Annotated in this window: 15 protein-coding genes; 10 read left to right on the top strand and 5 right to left on the bottom strand. The window is 38.7% G+C overall.

Annotation, left to right across the window (positions count from 1 at the left end; all coding sequences use genetic code 11):
- Window positions 1-34 precede the first annotated feature (34 nt).
- The 5 genes from pepV to pheT all read left to right on the top strand — a co-directional run bounded on the left by pepV (window position 35) and on the right by pheT (window position 6,894).
- A complete protein-coding gene (gene pepV, locus HZY91_RS09075; protein ID WP_197115956.1) occupies window positions 35-1,453 on the top strand; it encodes a dipeptidase PepV in 1,419 nt (472 codons plus the stop codon).
- A 119-nt stretch (window positions 1,454-1,572) separates the two neighbouring features.
- Window positions 1,573-2,373 (top strand): TrmH family RNA methyltransferase, encoded by an 801-nt coding sequence (locus HZY91_RS09070; RefSeq protein ID WP_197115955.1) that lies wholly within the window; start codon window positions 1,573-1,575, stop codon window positions 2,371-2,373.
- A gap of 90 nt (window positions 2,374-2,463) precedes the next feature.
- Window positions 2,464-2,973 carry an HD domain-containing protein gene (locus HZY91_RS09065; RefSeq protein ID WP_197115954.1) on the top strand — a complete coding sequence of 170 codons (510 nt, stop codon included), beginning with the start codon at window positions 2,464-2,466 and terminating at the stop codon, window positions 2,971-2,973.
- Between the two features lie 433 nt (window positions 2,974-3,406).
- Entirely contained in the window at window positions 3,407-4,465 is a 1,059-nt protein-coding gene (gene pheS, locus HZY91_RS09060; protein ID WP_197115985.1) for a phenylalanine--tRNA ligase subunit alpha, read from the top strand.
- Entirely contained in the window at window positions 4,465-6,894 is a 2,430-nt protein-coding gene (pheT, locus tag HZY91_RS09055) for a phenylalanine--tRNA ligase subunit beta (RefSeq protein ID WP_197115953.1), read from the top strand. The genes pheS and pheT overlap by 1 nt, the downstream gene beginning before the upstream one ends.
- Window positions 6,895-6,962: 68 nt before the next feature.
- On the opposite strand, the gene HZY91_RS09050 is transcribed toward pheT, so the two are convergent.
- Both HZY91_RS09050 and sppA read right to left on the bottom strand, forming a co-directional pair.
- Window positions 6,963-7,835, bottom strand: a complete 873-nt coding sequence (locus HZY91_RS09050) for an RDD family protein (protein WP_197115952.1) — start codon at window positions 7,833-7,835, stop codon at window positions 6,963-6,965.
- A 1-nt stretch (window position 7,836) separates the two neighbouring features.
- The gene (gene sppA / locus HZY91_RS09045) at window positions 7,837-8,847 is read right to left on the bottom strand and encodes a signal peptide peptidase SppA (protein WP_197115951.1); all 1,011 of its coding nucleotides are present in this window, start codon (window positions 8,845-8,847) and stop codon (window positions 7,837-7,839) included.
- A gap of 230 nt (window positions 8,848-9,077) precedes the next feature.
- On the opposite strand from sppA, the gene HZY91_RS09040 reads away from it, so the two are divergent.
- Entirely contained in the window at window positions 9,078-10,049 is a 972-nt protein-coding gene (locus HZY91_RS09040; RefSeq protein ID WP_197115950.1) for a VOC family protein, read from the top strand.
- 13 nt (window positions 10,050-10,062) lie between these two features.
- Here HZY91_RS09040 and HZY91_RS09035 read toward each other — a convergent pair whose 3' ends face one another.
- Window positions 10,063-11,022: a tRNA dihydrouridine synthase gene (locus HZY91_RS09035; RefSeq protein WP_197115949.1), complete on the bottom strand. Its 960-nt coding sequence runs from the start codon at window positions 11,020-11,022 to the stop codon at window positions 10,063-10,065.
- Window positions 11,023-11,287: 265 nt separating this feature from the next.
- On the opposite strand from HZY91_RS09035, the gene HZY91_RS09030 reads away from it, so the two are divergent.
- A complete protein-coding gene (locus tag HZY91_RS09030) occupies window positions 11,288-12,241 on the top strand; it encodes a zinc-binding dehydrogenase (RefSeq protein WP_197115948.1) in 954 nt (317 codons plus the stop codon).
- A gap of 101 nt (window positions 12,242-12,342) precedes the next feature.
- Here the strand turns inward: HZY91_RS09030 and HZY91_RS09025 are convergent, their stop codons facing one another.
- Both HZY91_RS09025 and HZY91_RS09020 read right to left on the bottom strand, forming a co-directional pair.
- Entirely contained in the window at window positions 12,343-12,996 is a 654-nt protein-coding gene (locus tag HZY91_RS09025; RefSeq protein WP_197115947.1) for a DUF3841 domain-containing protein, read from the bottom strand.
- A gap of 108 nt (window positions 12,997-13,104) precedes the next feature.
- The gene (locus HZY91_RS09020; RefSeq protein WP_197115946.1) at window positions 13,105-13,632 is read right to left on the bottom strand and encodes a PepSY domain-containing protein; all 528 of its coding nucleotides are present in this window, start codon (window positions 13,630-13,632) and stop codon (window positions 13,105-13,107) included.
- Between the two features lie 161 nt (window positions 13,633-13,793).
- Here HZY91_RS09020 and HZY91_RS09015 point away from each other — a divergent pair, with 161 nt between their 5' ends.
- From HZY91_RS09015 to HZY91_RS09005, 3 genes are read left to right on the top strand one after another with little or no spacing between them, the layout of a single operon-like run.
- Window positions 13,794-14,111: a PadR family transcriptional regulator gene (locus HZY91_RS09015; RefSeq protein ID WP_197115945.1), complete on the top strand. Its 318-nt coding sequence runs from the start codon at window positions 13,794-13,796 to the stop codon at window positions 14,109-14,111.
- A gap of 2 nt (window positions 14,112-14,113) precedes the next feature.
- Entirely contained in the window at window positions 14,114-14,758 is a 645-nt protein-coding gene (locus HZY91_RS09010; protein WP_197115944.1) for a DUF2812 domain-containing protein, read from the top strand.
- A 24-nt stretch (window positions 14,759-14,782) separates the two neighbouring features.
- The gene (locus HZY91_RS09005) at window positions 14,783-15,733 is read left to right on the top strand and encodes a S41 family peptidase (protein ID WP_197115943.1); all 951 of its coding nucleotides are present in this window, start codon (window positions 14,783-14,785) and stop codon (window positions 15,731-15,733) included.
- Window positions 15,734-15,827 lie beyond the last annotated feature (94 nt).

Raw genomic sequence — 15,827 nt, 5'->3', positions numbered from 1 at the left:
TAATAAAGAAGTAAATAAAAAATGGAGGGAAGACATGGGTAAATTAGAGAATATTAATTGGCTTCAAGAGGTTGAGGAGCGTCAGGATGCCTTGCTAGAGGACTTATTTAGATTAATCCGAGTAAGATCTGTTCGTGAGGATGCGCTTGCAAGTGAGGATGCTCCAGTAGGCCCTGGACCTAAAGCGGCATTAGAAGAGTTCTTAAAGATGGCACAAGAAGATGGTTTTGCTACTGAACAATTTGGTCCTTTGGTGGGGAGGATTGAAATTGGTGAAGGTGAGAAAGTTTTAGGAATCCTTGGGCATGTGGATGTGGTCCCAGAAGGAACAGGATGGGAGACCGATCCATATGAACCGGTCATTAAGGATGGAAGGATCTATGCGAGAGGTTCTTCTGATGATAAGGGACCGACAGTTGGAGCCTACTTTGCAATCAAGCTATTGCGTGAATTAGGGGTTCAATTTAATCAAAAAATTCATTTAATCATTGGTACTGATGAAGAGTCTGGTTGGATGTGTATGGATCACTATTCTCAACATGCTGAAATGCCTGATTATGGCTTTTCACCAGACGCTCAATTTCCGATTATTAATGGGGAAAAAGGGAACGTTTCTGCAATCTTTCATTTTAATTCGGGAGAAAATACAAATGGTACAGTAAAACTAGCCCAGTTTCAAGCGGGATTACGGGCCAATATGGTACCTCAAGAAGCAGTTGCCACGGTTAAGACCGATCATCCCGAAGAAATGATGGAAGATTTTGGTCGCTATTTGGAAGGTAAGGAAATTAGCGGTCATGTTAGTTTTGATGCGGATAGTCTTCAGTTTGAAGTGACAGGTAAAGCTGCCCATGGTTCGACTCCTGAGAAAGGCCATAATGCAGGTACTTATTTAGCTAACTTTTTAAATCAATATGATTACGATGCTCAATCAGCAAATGAATTTCTTGCTTTAGCAGGCCAGACCCTACATGAGGATTTTGAAGGTAGTCAATTAGGAGTGGCGATTACTGATGAAATTATGGGAGCCCTTTCTATGAATGTGGGAATTCTTCAATATAATCTGACAGAGGGAGGCTTAATTAATGCGAATTTCCGCTATCCAAAAGGAACCGATTCAGCGACGATTCAATCAGCCATCGAGAGAGCCCTCGTTGATCAGGCGATTCAAATTGAGATGACAAAGGCTAAAGAGCCTCACTATGTTTCACCTGAGGATCCTTTAGTTAAAACCTTGCTTGATGTCTATCATCAACAAACGGGTCTTGAGGCTTATGAGCAAACAATTGGTGGCGGAACCTACGGACGTTTAATGGAGCGAGGGGTTTCCTATGGAGCGCTTTTCCCTGATTCGATTGATACGATGCATCAAGCTAATGAATTTTTAGCGATTAAAGATCTTTTGAGAGCAACTGCTATTTATGCTGAAGCGATTTATCGTCTGACACGTTAATGATTATCTAAGCGAACTCATGTCAAAAGTGGGTTTGCTTTTTTATGTACTTTGCTGTAAAGTTCTAGCGTACAACGTTTAGGATATAGAAGTAAAGGGAAGGAAAAAGGAATCAGACGATGGAATTCATACAATCTAAGCAAAATCAGAGAATTAAAGACTGGAGAAAATTGCAAACTAGTAAAGGAAGACGTAAAACACAGCAATATATAATCGAAGGGCAACATTTAATCGAAGAAGCACTTCGGTCTCAAGTCAACCTATTAACGATTCTTGTTACACAAAAATTTCTTGAACAAGTAACCAACCAACCGGTCTTCAAACAACAGCTGATGGCTAGTGGGATTGAAATGATTGAAGTGACGAATGAGATCATGGCAAGTCTCACAATGACAGAGACTTCTCAAGGGGTTCTTGCGATTGTGGGTATGAATCCTTTAGGTCAGGTCTCTCAAAAGTTAAATGGAGATTATTACTTACTTTGTGATAGTATTCAGGATCCTGGTAACTTAGGTACGATGATAAGAACAGCAGATGCTGCTGGTTTTGATGGGGTTCTAATAGGAGAAGGGTGTGTGGATCTATACAATGATAAAGTGATTCGCTCAACACAGGGATCTTTGTGGCACTTGCCATTGATTCAAGAAAATAATTCGACCTTAATGACTTATATTGCTGATCGACAACTTCCTGTTTATGCGACCGCACTGCATCAAGAGGCAAAATCTTATCGCAACTTAGCTGGGCAAAAAGGAGTTCTAGTGTTGGGGAATGAAGCCAAGGGAGTAAGTTCAAATTGGCTAAAATTTGCGGACGAAAAAATTTATATTCCCATGCCAGGAAGGGCAGAGTCTTTAAATGTAGCGGTAGCAGCCGGTATTCTGATGTTTGCCTGGAGTGAAGAGAGTAAAATGTTATAGGGGCTTAACCAAAACTTTACATGGAATTTACATTTTTTTTATAAAAGAAGGGTATACTTAAGTTAGTAAATTAAATGGAGGCATGTCTAAATGGCTTTAACTTGGCGTGAAAATAAGGACTATATGGAAATTGTAGCAGACCTGATGGGGTCAGAAGAAGTTCAAGCATTAGAAAAATTTGTTCATCATAAAGTAACGAATCGGTTAGCACATTCTATATCAGTTTCTTATCGGTCATATAAGATTGCCAAGTTTTTGGGATTAGATGAGGTGGCGACTGCTAGAGCGGCTTTATTACATGATCTTTTCTATTATGAATCTTGTGATAAGCATTGTGTTGGAGGGAAAGGCCATAATTATGAACACCCCAGAATTGCTTTAGAGAATGCTTTGAAGTTAACAGAATTATCAGAAAAAGAACAAGATATTATTGTAAAGCATATGTTTGGAGCAACACTCGCTCTCCCTCTATATGGTGAGTCTTATATCGTCACTTGGATGGATAAACATAGTGCCATTTGTGAATGGTGTGCAGGGATTATGAACTTTATTAAAAATAAAGAACAAAGTAAAGCTCAGGCTGTGGAAGTTTCAGAGTAGTTTAAACCCATAATAAATAGGATGATTGGAACAGTCCTTATTTCAAATAAGGGCTGTTTTTGATGAGGATACGATGAGAATCATGCTAACCATCAATTGACGAGGAAGATCATTCGGGTTATACTGGATGCAGCAATAATAAAGACTATGAAGAGACCCATGTTGTGTTAATTACATTAGAGGGAGGTCTGTCTTGACTGTAAACAGACTATGTAGTAACAACATTTTTCAGTCTTGGAGTCGATCTGTCAATAGTGGATCATCACTAGAAAAGGATACCTTCATTGGGGTTAACAATGTAAAGTGCTCTGAGATTTGTAATGGCTTGGAGAACAAGGGTGGTACCACGGTAGCGCGTCCCTTATTTGGGAGGTGCTTTTTTTGTACGATCAAATGCTAATCAAAACTATTCAGGGGGAAAAAGGTGACAGAGATGATAAAAGAATTACAAGAACAAGTTCATACACTTATTGAGAAAGCTCTAGAAGACATCAAACAAGCTTCATCAAGTCAGGAGTTACAAGATCTCCGAGTAAATTATACAGGTAAAAAGGGAGAGCTCACTAAAATCTCGAAAAAGATGAAAGATCTTGATAAAGAAGAGAAACCTCAGCTGGGGCAGTTTATTAATCAATTTCATACAAAGTTCAATGAAGCTTTTGACTTAAAACAAAAACAGATTGCGCAAGAAGAATTACAAGCGCAGTTAGCTAAAGAAACAATCGATGTCACTTTACCAGGTCGGATTCAGTCACAAGGTGTTCGACACATTCTGACTCAAACGCGTGAAGAGTTAGAAGATTTATTCTTAGGCATGGGCTACCAAATTATTGAGGGACCAGAAGTAGAACTCGATACTTATAATTTTGAAAGAATGAATCTGCCAAGAAATCATCCCGCTCGTGATATGCAGGATACCTTTTATATTTCTGAAGAAGTTCTTTTGAGGACTCATACTTCACCTGTTCAAGCAAGGACATTAGAGCAACATAACTTTGAAAAAGATGGGCCGTTAAAAATGGTATCGCCAGGTAAAGTTTTCCGTCGTGATACAGATGATGCGACACACTCTCATCAGTTCCATCAAATGGAAGGGTTAGTAGTGGCTCCTCGTATTACATTAGCAGATTTAAAGGGAACCTTATTGCAATTTGCCAAGGCATTTTTTGGTGAAGAACGAGAAATCCGACTTCGTCCTTCATTCTTCTCATTTACAGAACCTTCAGTAGAGGTTGATGTTTCTTGTTTTAAATGTGGCGGAGAAGGTTGTTCGATCTGTAAGCAAACAGGTTGGATAGAAGTGTTAGGAGCAGGAATCGTTCATCCGAATGTACTTGAAATGTCAGGTGTCGATGCAGAACGTTATTCTGGTTTTGCCTTTGGTGTAGGGATTGACCGAGTGGCGATGCTTAAGTATAACATTGATGATATTCGACATTTTTATCAAAATGATCTGAGATTTCTAAATCAATTCAAAGGAGGACAAAATTAATGTATGTATCATATAACTGGTTAGGAGAATTTCTCGATTTGAGTCAATATTCGGCAGATGATATTGCAGAAAAAATGTCTAGAACTGGAATCGAAATTGAAGGAGTAGATAATTTAGCTCAAGATATTCAAGGCCCTTTAGTTGTGGGTCAAGTGGTGGAACTACATCCTCATCCGGATTCTGATCATTTGAATCTCACAAAAGTAGATGTTGGCGATGGGAACCTACGTCAGATAGTATGCGGAGCGCCGAATGTTTGTCAAGGCGCTAAGGTAATAGCAGCGCTTGAAGGAACGGTCTTGCCAGGAGACATCTTAATTAAAGAGTCTGAATTGAGAGGACAGGTTTCTCAAGGAATGCTTTGTTCTTTACAAGAAATTGGTTTGTCAGAAAAAGTGGTCCCAAAAGAATTCGCGGATGGTATCATGTTACTACCAGAAGACGCTCCGATTGGAGCATCTGTAATCGAGTACCTAGACTTGGATGATCCCATCTTAGAATTGTCAATTACACCTAATCGGGCGGATGCCTTATCAATGCGGGGAACGGCTTTTGAAGTGGGCGCCATTATTCAGCAAAAACCCCATTTTTCTCATTTAGCTGCGAAGCCTGATGAAGTGACGGCTCTTGATTGGATGAAATCCGTAAAGGTTGTGCAAGAAGAGTCTGATTTGTCTTCTCACTATCAGCTTCGATTGATTCGTGATGTTGAGATTGAAGCAAGTCCTATCAATATCCAGATGCGGTTAATGAAAGCTAATATTCGTCCGATGAATAATATTGTTGACGCAACTAATTATTACATGCTTTATTATGGACAACCGCTTCATGCTTTTGATTATGATGCCTTACCAAGTAAAACAATCTCTATCCGTAATGGGTATCAGGGAGCAAAATTCCAAACCTTAGATGAAAAAGAAAGAACGCTTGAGGAACAAGATATTGTGATTGCCGCAGAGGACGAGCCTATTGCTTTGGCTGGAATTATGGGTGGTTTGAACTCTCATGTAACAGATACGACCCGAAATGTTCTGCTTGAAGCGGCTGTTTTTGAAGGAGGAGCGATTCGATCTGCTTCGCGTCGGTTAGGCTTACGTTCAGAAGCAAGTGCCCGTTTTGAGAAAGGCATTAATCAAGCGACGGTCTCGGAAGCGGGTGAGCAAGCGGCCTTGTTAATTGCAAGACTGGCTGGAGGGCGAGTCGAAGAGGCGATAGCCGAAATAAAGGTCGGTGATGTAGAGTCTGTTCAAGTGCAAGTAAAAAACGAAGATATTCATAATAAATTAGGGATTGATCTGAGCCAAAATGATTTACAAGTGATTTTTGATCGATTAGCTTTTGAGGTGGAATTTAGGGAAGAAGATTTTGTGGTCTCAGTGCCTCCTCGTCGTTGGGATATTAAAATACCAGCAGATGTATTAGAAGAAGTTGCTCGGATCTATGGTTATGATAATATTCCTGCTAGCTTGCCAAGTGCGCCTAGTCGTCCTGCCAAGCTAGATGATCGACAAATAATGATTAGAGCATGCCGTCATCTGGCGGAAGGAATGGGATTGACTGAAACGGTTTCTTATAGTCTAGTTTCTCCTGAGCAGGCCAAGCTAAATGAAAGTCAACCAGACAAAGTCACTCTTCTTTTACCGATGTCAGAAGATCGTTCTGTTCTACGTCAATCGATGCTTCCTTCTATGTTGGAAATTGCTCGATATAATAAAGCCCGTCATAATAAACCTTTAGCCTTTTATGAAATTGGAAAGGTCTTTCTAATGAATGAGGAAAAGAATAAGCAACCTCAAGAAACAGAACGTTTATCATTGTTTGTATCGGGAGAAAAAGCAAGTGCGCGTTGGGATTCAGGAAGTTTAAAGTATGATTTCTATGATATTAAGGGAATGCTCGAAGGAATTTTGGCTGACTTAAGGCTTATAGACCATATGCGATTTGAGGCAACACAAGATTATGAGTTTATGCATTTGGGTCGCACTGCTCACATTCTTTTAGCTGATGAAGTCATTGGCTTGGTTGGCCAATTACATCCAAGTATAGCGGAAGAATATGATTTGGAAGAGTGTTCCTATTTTGCAGAGTTGGAGATGGATAGGCTTGTACGATATCAACGAGAAGAACTCGTTCAAACTGCTCTTGCTAAGTATCCATCCACTTCTAGAGATTTAGCTTTATTGGTGGATCAGACGGTTTCTCATCAACGCCTGGTGACAATCATTGAACAAGCTGGTGGGAAGGATTTAATCCGTATTGAATTGTTTGACCGTTATACGGGAGCTAATATTGAAGCAGGAAAGCAATCATTAGCTTACCATTTAACTTTCCAAAATCCAGAAAAGACATTGAAGGATGAAGAGGTAAAACAAAGTATGGATAATATTCTAATGGCTTTAGCACAGGTTGAAGGATTAGAAGTAAGATAATAAATAAATGTGGTTCAAAAATAAGCCCCCAAAAAGTTCAACTTTTTGGGGGCTTTCTATTCAGTCTTTTAAGCTAATTGCCATTTCGCAAAAGCATCGAGGTATTTTTCATTAATGACGGCGGTATCGGTAAGCATATCAATAGGATGTTGATGCTTATTGGTGAAGACTAAGATAATCATGATCCAAGCAGCATAGTAGAAAATGATACGACCAAAGAATTCGCGGGTTAGTAGAGCAGAGAAAGGAATTTTTTGATCTTCTGTCTGAAGACTCACTGTTCTTAGTCTAAATAGAATTTTACCAGGTGTTTGTCCCTTCAAGAGGGCTGTCATAAAGGTAAAGTATAAACAGAAAATTAATAATCTTGCCATTGAGATGGCTAAAGATTCCCATTGGCCGAGGTTGAGATTAATATAGGGACCTGCAAAGCCAAAAATAATTTCAGTTAATAGATGAACGAAGATCCAGTCACAAATATAAGCAGCTAATCTTACCCAAAAGCCAGCAAAAACTTCATTAGGTAAACGATCATAGCCATGATTGAGACTTTGATCACGCTTTAAAGCTAGTTCTTTTTCAGAAATATCATCTGGAGAAGGAGCAGCATTCGTCTCATGTTTAAGATTTTTAGGTGCTAGACCAGCGGCGCTTGCCTTCGTAGAAGGAGAGCTAGAGTCTGTACCTTCTGTGTCGATAGAGACTTTCGTTTCTTCAGTGATCGTTTCTGATTCAGTTGTATTTGTTGTACGTTCTTGATCAGATTTAGTTTGGAGAAGTTCTGAATCATTGAGCGAATTTTCTTCATGGATGGGAGACTTTTCTGGCAGTATTTCATTGTCTTGGTCATGTAAATCTTCATGAACTGGCTCGATATCAGCAGGATCTTTACCTCCTAACAATTCGACCAGTTGGTCTTTGTCAAATTGTTCTTGTTTCATTTTATAGGCCACCTTCCCAACGATATTCTAGGTGAGGAGTGGTTTCTTCTTCCACACGATTAAGGATTTTGTCAAATTGTTCCGCATAATCAGGTGTTTCGGATTCCATAAATCCGGTTGGGAAGAAGTTATTAAAATTACTGTATGATTCAATTTTTTCAAAGACTTGGGCGTCTGCTAAGTTGTTTTCTTCACGAATGATCTCCACAACATCGCGATAGTAGGCTAAATCATCAATTAAACCATTTTCTTTTGCTTGAGTCCCTGTATAGATGCGACCATCTGCTAGTTCGCGAACGCGTTCTTCAGACATTTCGCGTCCTTCAGTCACGACTTGAACGAAACGGTTGAAAGCTTCGTCAATATAACCTTGCATGACTTTCTTCTCTTCGTCTGTCATTTCACGAGCGCCTGAACCGATATCTTTAAGATCTCCTGATTTAAAGACTTGAGGCTTCACCCCGATTTTTTTGTACAATTCTTCAACGTTCATACTTGAAGCAATCACACCGATCGATCCAGTAATTGTTTCGGGACTTGCATAAACCTTATCAGCTAACATGGCATAGTAATAGCCACCTGAAGCAGCCATTGAGCCCATGCTGGCATAAACAGGGATATCGTGTTCTGCTAAGACTTCTTTGAATAAGTCATAGGCTTCACGAGTATGGTAAACGGCTCCACCTGGGGAATCAATTTCTAAAAGGACAGCCTTGATGGTTTCATCTGTTCTGATCTGTTCAATGGTATCTAGAATGAGTTCATGATTATAAGAAGCATTCGTTGGACCAATGGCACCTTCAATCGGGATGACTAGAATTCTTTGATCAGAAGATCCCTCTTCGCGAACTTTCTCTTCATAGACCGGTTCATTGTTCAGGAGACCTGTTAATTGTGCTGACTGTTTTTGATTTAAAAAATCTTCCATTGTGGCTTTATTTTTATTGGCAAAAGCAGAAGCAATTAATAAAATTAAAGCAAATGCTACGACAATCCATTTTTTCTTATTCATAGTTTTTAACACCTTCCTTTACTACAGTATATCATTTTTTTTACAAAATCGGTAACAATATTACAGTAAAGTTTTCATTATTCTGGAGATAAGTTTATGAGCAATTAACAGCATGTCTCGATAAAGCCATGCTAAAATGAAAGAGAGTGTACGGAGATAAGCTATTAGTAATGAAGGGGAGACTCCTTTGTGTGGGTCATGTGTTTAGATTAAAAGTTAGGAGGATAATAATGATGAAAGAGGCTGCTGGAATTCATCATGTGTCGGTTTTAGTGAGTGATGCTCATCAGGCTCATTCCTTCTACCATCAAGTATTGGGAATGAAATTATTAATTAAAACAGTTAATCAAGAGAATCCTGCTATGTACCATTTGTTTTATGGTGATCAAGAAGGAAGAGCGGGAACAGAATTCACTATTTTTGAGATGAAAGATCATGTTCAGCACCAACATGGAACGAAAGGGATTGATCGTGTTGTCTTTTTGGTATCTAAGACTGCCACTTTCGACTTTTGGACTCAGCGATTCGATCGGATGGGAGTGAGGTATCAGTTGCTTGATTATCTGGGGCAGGAGGCTCTTTTCTTTGAAGATCCAGAGGGAATGCGCTTAGGGATGGTGAAAGCTAATCAAGAAATTAAGGATTCAAAACCTTTTTTATTAGGAGATATCCCTCGAGAAGAAGCGATTATTGGGATAGGACAGGTTCATTTAAGGGTCGTGAAGCGAGAGGTAACGTGTCAACTGCTGGAAGAATTTCTTGGTTTTGTTGATTCGTTTGAGCAAGAGTTTGAAGGTTTTCCCATCACTATTCTTCAGGTACATAATCATTTTCATCAGCAAGTTCATTTAATTGAAGATCGCCAGAGTCCGAGAGAACGCTTAGGAGTAGGAGGCATGCACCATGTTGCTTTTGGGTTAAGTTCAGAAGTAGAACTAGAAGAGATGAGTAGTACTTTATTAGAAGCAGGGTATTATCATACTGGAAAAAAGGACCGAGAATTTTTCCAGGCCCTTTATTTCCGTGAGGATAATCAGATTGTATTTGAACTTTCAACGCCTATCCATTTTGGAGATATTTTGTATTCTGATCAAGAACAGACAGGAAGGTTGGAGACTCTACCTTTAAGGCTGCCAACCTTTATGGAAAAGGATCGCTCTTCTATTGAATCGCTATATGGATCATCATATTATCTTGACTAGTATGTTAATCGTTTTACATAAAATGTTTTGCTTCAAATTCATCTAATAAGTGGCGCGCTTGATCAGTTGTCTCGGCTTCCATTAATTGAATTCTTAAATCACTAGCTCCTTTAAAGTCTCGGATATAGATTTTAAAGGAGCGTCTAAGAGCTGCCAGAGGTTTGGAAAGATGACAATCAAATAGTTCTAGATGGTAACGGAAGAGGTCAATGTGTTCTTTAGGACTGTGTGGTCGCGGTTCTTTCTCAAAGGCAAAAGGATTGGTAAACACTCCTCGACCAATCATAACACCATCAACTCCATATTGTTGAGCTAATTCTAAACCAACTTGGCGGTTGGGGATGTCGCCATTAATGGTAAGTAATGTTTGGGGCGCAATTTGATCGCGTAATGCTTTAATATCACCAATTAATTCCCAATGAGCCTCTACTTTGGACATTTCTGTTTTAGTTCGTAAATGAATGGATAAATTGGCAATGTCTTGTTCAAAAAGATGACTCAACCAATTTTTGTATTCTTCTACTTTATGGTGACCAAGACGTGTCTTGACAGAAATAGGAAGGCCGGATTTTTTGCTGGCTGAGATTAAATCGGCTGCAACTTGTGGTCTTAAGATCAGTCCTGAGCCTCGCCCATGCTTAAAGACATTTGGGGCAGGGCATCCCATATTAATGTCCACCCCTGCGAACCCTAAATCACGCATGCCTTTTGACATCTGTTCAAAAAATTCTGGTTTATCACCCCAGATATGTGCGACGATCGGTTGCTCATCCTCCGAGAAAGTGAGGCGTCCTTTGACAGAATCTTGCCCGACAGGGTGGCAATAGGATTCCGAATTAGTAAATTCTGTGAAGAAAACATCTGGACGTCCAGCTTGAGCAATCACATGGCGAAAGGCTATATCCGTGACATCTTCCATTGGAGCTAAAATAAAGAAAGGCTTCGGTAAATCTTGCCAAAAATTATTTTGCATATCGTTTCCTCCTTATTTAATGATTAATAATGACTAGAATGACATTCAGATAAATGACAATGTTTAAAATAATACCATAATTGTCTGTCAATTCAAGCGAGAAATAATTGAATGGGGATATTTTTTGAAAAAGTTTAAAGTGGATTTGTCTTAGATTTTTGGAGGCTTATTAGGTAAGCTCATAAGTGTAAAAGGGGTATTGATAGATTCAAGGATTAGAATCGGCTATGATAAAAAGTAAGAGATTATGGAGAGGATGAATTAGATGAAGGCATGGCATTTTACAGGAACAAATGAGCCGCTAATTGAAGCAGAAATAGAAGAACCAAAAGCACCAGCTGGTTATGTAGTTATCGATGTGAAGGCAGCGGGTTTATGTCATTCTGATGTAGGAGTTTTACGTGACCCAGGTTGGATGGGCATTATTGCCAAGACTCCAATTGTGATGGGACATGAAATAGCAGGAGTGATTACAGAACTTGGTGAAGGTGTGACAGAATTTGCTGTTGGGGATAAAGTGGCTGTTTGTCCAACAGGTCCAAGTGGCGAAGGGGCACCAGGTTATTCACGTGACGGTGGTTTTGCTGAAAAGACCACAGCTCCAGCAGCTGATTTGGTTAAAATACCTGACGGATTATCGTTTAAAATGGCAGCAGCCGGAACGGATGCTGGAATGACCTCTTATCATGCTATTTTTACGATTGGTGGTGCAGAAGCTGGACAAAAGGTTGGAATGATCGGAATCGGTGGTCTTGGGCAATTTGGTCTACAAGCAGCGGTCGCAAAAGGACTAGAAGTATACGCTGTAGATACCAGTGATCACGCATTGAAATTAGCTCAGGAGTTAGGAGCTAAGAAAGTGGCTCAAAGTATCACTGAATTCAAAGAAGAAGAATTAGATCTTATTATTGACTATGCAGGCTTTGATACTACAACACGCGAAGCTTTAGCTACGGTTAAAGCTCAGGGTAAAGTCGTATTAGTAGGAATGGGCAAATTAGAAACGACCCTAAATGTCAATGATTTTATTCTAGGAGAAAGAGCGGTATTAGGCTCGAACGGTGGAACCAAAGAGGATATGGCAGATGTTTATGAACTGATGCAGTCTGGAAAATTAAATCCAACTTTAACGGAGATTACATTTGCAGAGATCCCAGCAGGTATCGAACAATTGGAACGAGGCGAAGTAGTTGGAAGACTCGTAGCAATTCGAGAATAATATTGCTCGTGATGATCGAGGAATTTTAGGGCTGTAAATCAGCCTGATAAAAATTAATATTCTAAAAAAGAGGCCATTGGCCTCTTTTTTGTATGCAATGATTATTGGACAATTGTTCGTTCTTTAAGATTTTCATATATTTGATCAAATGTTAAATTTGGATCGCTTTCTTCAAAAATATCATCCCCGACATATAGGATGCGCGTGATCCATTCTTTTTTTATCTGCCAAAGGTTAGCTTGTACGTTAAAATCATTCCAGGAGTCAATCGTAAAGATTTGATCCCAACTTGCTCTTATTTTTTGTTCCAGTTGGGGGAACCATCCTTTATATTTCCCATTTATTATATAATGTTCGCTTTCAATTCCAAGTCGATCGAGTTCTGCTTTGTGAGATTCTGCGTCCTCCGTGTCGATGGGAATATAGAGATAATTTAAAACATAGTCCCATTTCATTCCATCAAAATAGATAACTTCTTCTTTGGGTACTGTTAAGCAATAAACGAGAGAGTTTGGGACAGGTTTTAAACAATTATTCTTGCTGATGGAAGTCCAGATAGGGAAGTCAGCATATTTGGGTTTGGGTAACCGTTTTTCAGCTAATGTCATAAAGTTTTTGTATCGTTCAATGAAATAGTTAGCATCTTTTCCCATATGAAGTCGAACATACACTTCTTTATTGGTCATAAAGCCTTTATTTTTGATTTCATAAATCGAATTGATATGTTGCCGAGTGAACAATTCAACCGTTTCCATTTGAGTCCCTCCTTTATGACTATCATATCAGTAAATGATAGAAAAGTGGTTCTAAAAGGTTTTTTCATATAAAAAGAGGGCATTAGCCCTCTTGAAATAAATACTTGCTTAGTCTTGTTCTACTTCCAGAATATCGCTGGAAGCAGCATCAATTGTGACAGATGCTTCTTTATTTTGATTTTCTTCTTCATCAAATTCAATTTCCCATTCAATTGCTCCATCATCTTCACTATCAAGCGTCCATGAAGTAGGGGCAGTAAGATCAACTTCAGCCAGTGCGAGTTCATTCGCCTCTTCAAGCGAAATAAGTTTTTCAAAGTCGAGCACTTCTTCATCTTTTTGATCGGTTGTTTCTTCTTCGCGATCTATTTCTTCCAGTTTACCATCTTGTGATCGGTAGTCAATTTCATAACTTTTATCGCCTACATAAGCGTCTATTGACACGGTATAAGTAGAATCCTTTTCATAATCAACATCAACTTGATGGATCTCGCCATCAGAAAATTCTTTTTGGAATAATTTGGTCACCTCATCCAAAACCTTTTGGGCTTCACTCGCATCTTGAGCTTTAATATTAGCTATGGGCGAGCATAATAAGCCCAATGTAGTCACAATTCCTAATAATGTTTTTTTCATGTTATCATCTCCTCTTAAACTGAAGTATAACAAAATTGTGTTAAATATAAAGTTATTTGCTTAGAAGGAAAAGATTTTAGTTGATTTATACAGTTTGGCGATATATAATTCAACTATACAGTTTAACTAAATAGTTATTCTTTATAATTGGAGGCGATTATTTGATGAGACATAAGAGTTTACCTTTAACAGAAACAACGTATTTAATTTTACTCGCTTTAATTGAACCAGGACATGGCTACGTCATTATGCAAAAAGTCGAAGATTTAAGTAACCATGAAGTGAAGATTGCGGCAGGAACCATGTATGGAGCTTTGGATAATTTATTAAAACAAAAATGGATCACAACGGTCCCAAGTGAGGATAAACGTCGTAAAGTTTATCAAATTACGGAAGAAGGAATGGAAGTTTTACAAGCAGAAACCAAGCGTATGGAAAATATACTAGAACTTGCTCACAGTATGATGAAAGGGAGATAGCAATGGAAGAAATTAAGGTAAAATATCATTTATTTTTATTTGCGGATCTTGAACAGGAAGAGAAATGGATCAATGGTCAACAACTGGAAGGTTATCAGCTTGTAGAAATATTAAGTGGCTTTAAATATATCTTTAAGAAAGTTGAAAGCGACTTTATTCCGACAGTCAGAATTGATTATCGCGAGATGAAAAATCAAGCGGATTACGAAGATTATTTGGCTTTGTTTGAAGATATGGGGTGGCAATTATTGAAAGGAAGTCGATGGAATGGTTATCGCTATTTTCAACAAAGTTCACCCGAAACAGAAGAATTTATTTATTCAAGCCCTGAGTCCCAAGCGCAATTATACAAACGATATAGTATGCAGGGGCTAATGTGGATTCCTTTCTACCTCTTAATGATGAATTCAGCTCTGAGAAATTATAGTAATTCTTTTTTCTTGAATCCTAAGAGCGCGTATTTGACACAGGGTTTATGGGAGCGACAAGGAACTGAGTTCTGGCAAGCTTTTCTCTTTGAAACGCCATTTGCGCTACTAAGAATATTTAGTGACCTTTTTTGGGTTGTCATGTTGATTTATTTTGTTTATCGAACTCTCAGTAGTTACTTAAAGTACCGTCAATTAAATCAAAAAGATAAAAGTTAGTGATGATATAAAGGAGATCATAAGATGAAAAAAATACATAAAATTTTTATTGGAGCTGCCTTAGCTCTATTGGCCATTGTTTTGTTTGGGATCTATCAATTGGGTCCGATGTTTAATCTTTATCTGTTTCCACCTAGTCCACAAAAATATGCTGAAATTGCGCTGGCGCAAATGGAATTGGGAATCAATTCTGACAGTCAAGAATGGAAAGACTTTCAAAAAGAGGCACTCACGCAAGTAAAAAATTCGAAATCTTATGAAGATAACTATGATATCTTAGCAGAAGCGGCAAAAGTCGCTGGAGGGAAGCATTCTTTCTTTGTAGCAGCGGATGAAATCGATAATAAAGTAAAAGATAGCGATTTGCCAAAGATCGAAAAACAAGGTGATTATTTAATTTTGACGGTTCCGGAAGTTGGAGCTGGGGATAATGAAGGAATTACTCAGTATGCTAATCAATTGAATGATGCCTTGCAAAAACAAGATTATAAGGGAGTGGTAGTTGATTTAAGAGATAATTTTGGAGGAGATATGGGCCCGATGATTTCAGGTTTATCGTCGCTGATACCTGATGGAGACCTTATTACATTTGAGATGGCTAAAAGTTCAGACTCTGTGGTTAAATTAGCAGAAGGAAAGGTGATGGGTGGGGGGAGTCCAGTGACGCTTAGTCATCCTGGAAAAGTCAAACCAGTTCCAGTAGCCATTCTGATGAATGAAGAAACAGCTAGTTCTGCAGAAATTACCATTTTGGCTTTTAAGGGATTAGATAAGGTGAGAACCTTTGGCAAACCAACAGCCGCTTATACATCTGTTAATTCGACATTTGATCAATATGATAAAGCCTTATTAGCGATTACCATGGGCTACCTTATTGATCGAGAAGGGACCAAATATGAAAATGTTCCTCTCCAACCTGATGTTGAAACAGAGGATGCGTTAAATGAAGCTTTAGAGTGGATGAAAGATCAATAATCTATAAAAAAGTGGCCAAGGGTCACTTTTTTTATGCTCTTAATTAGTAAATTCCTTATTATTCTTTTGAGTGAAAGAATATTTAATTGGCTGG

This window comes from Facklamia lactis, assembly GCF_015863205.1.
Classification (GTDB): Bacteria; Bacillota; Bacilli; order Lactobacillales; family Aerococcaceae; genus Facklamia; species Facklamia lactis.
This window is presented reverse-complemented; position numbering and strand designations above follow the sequence as displayed.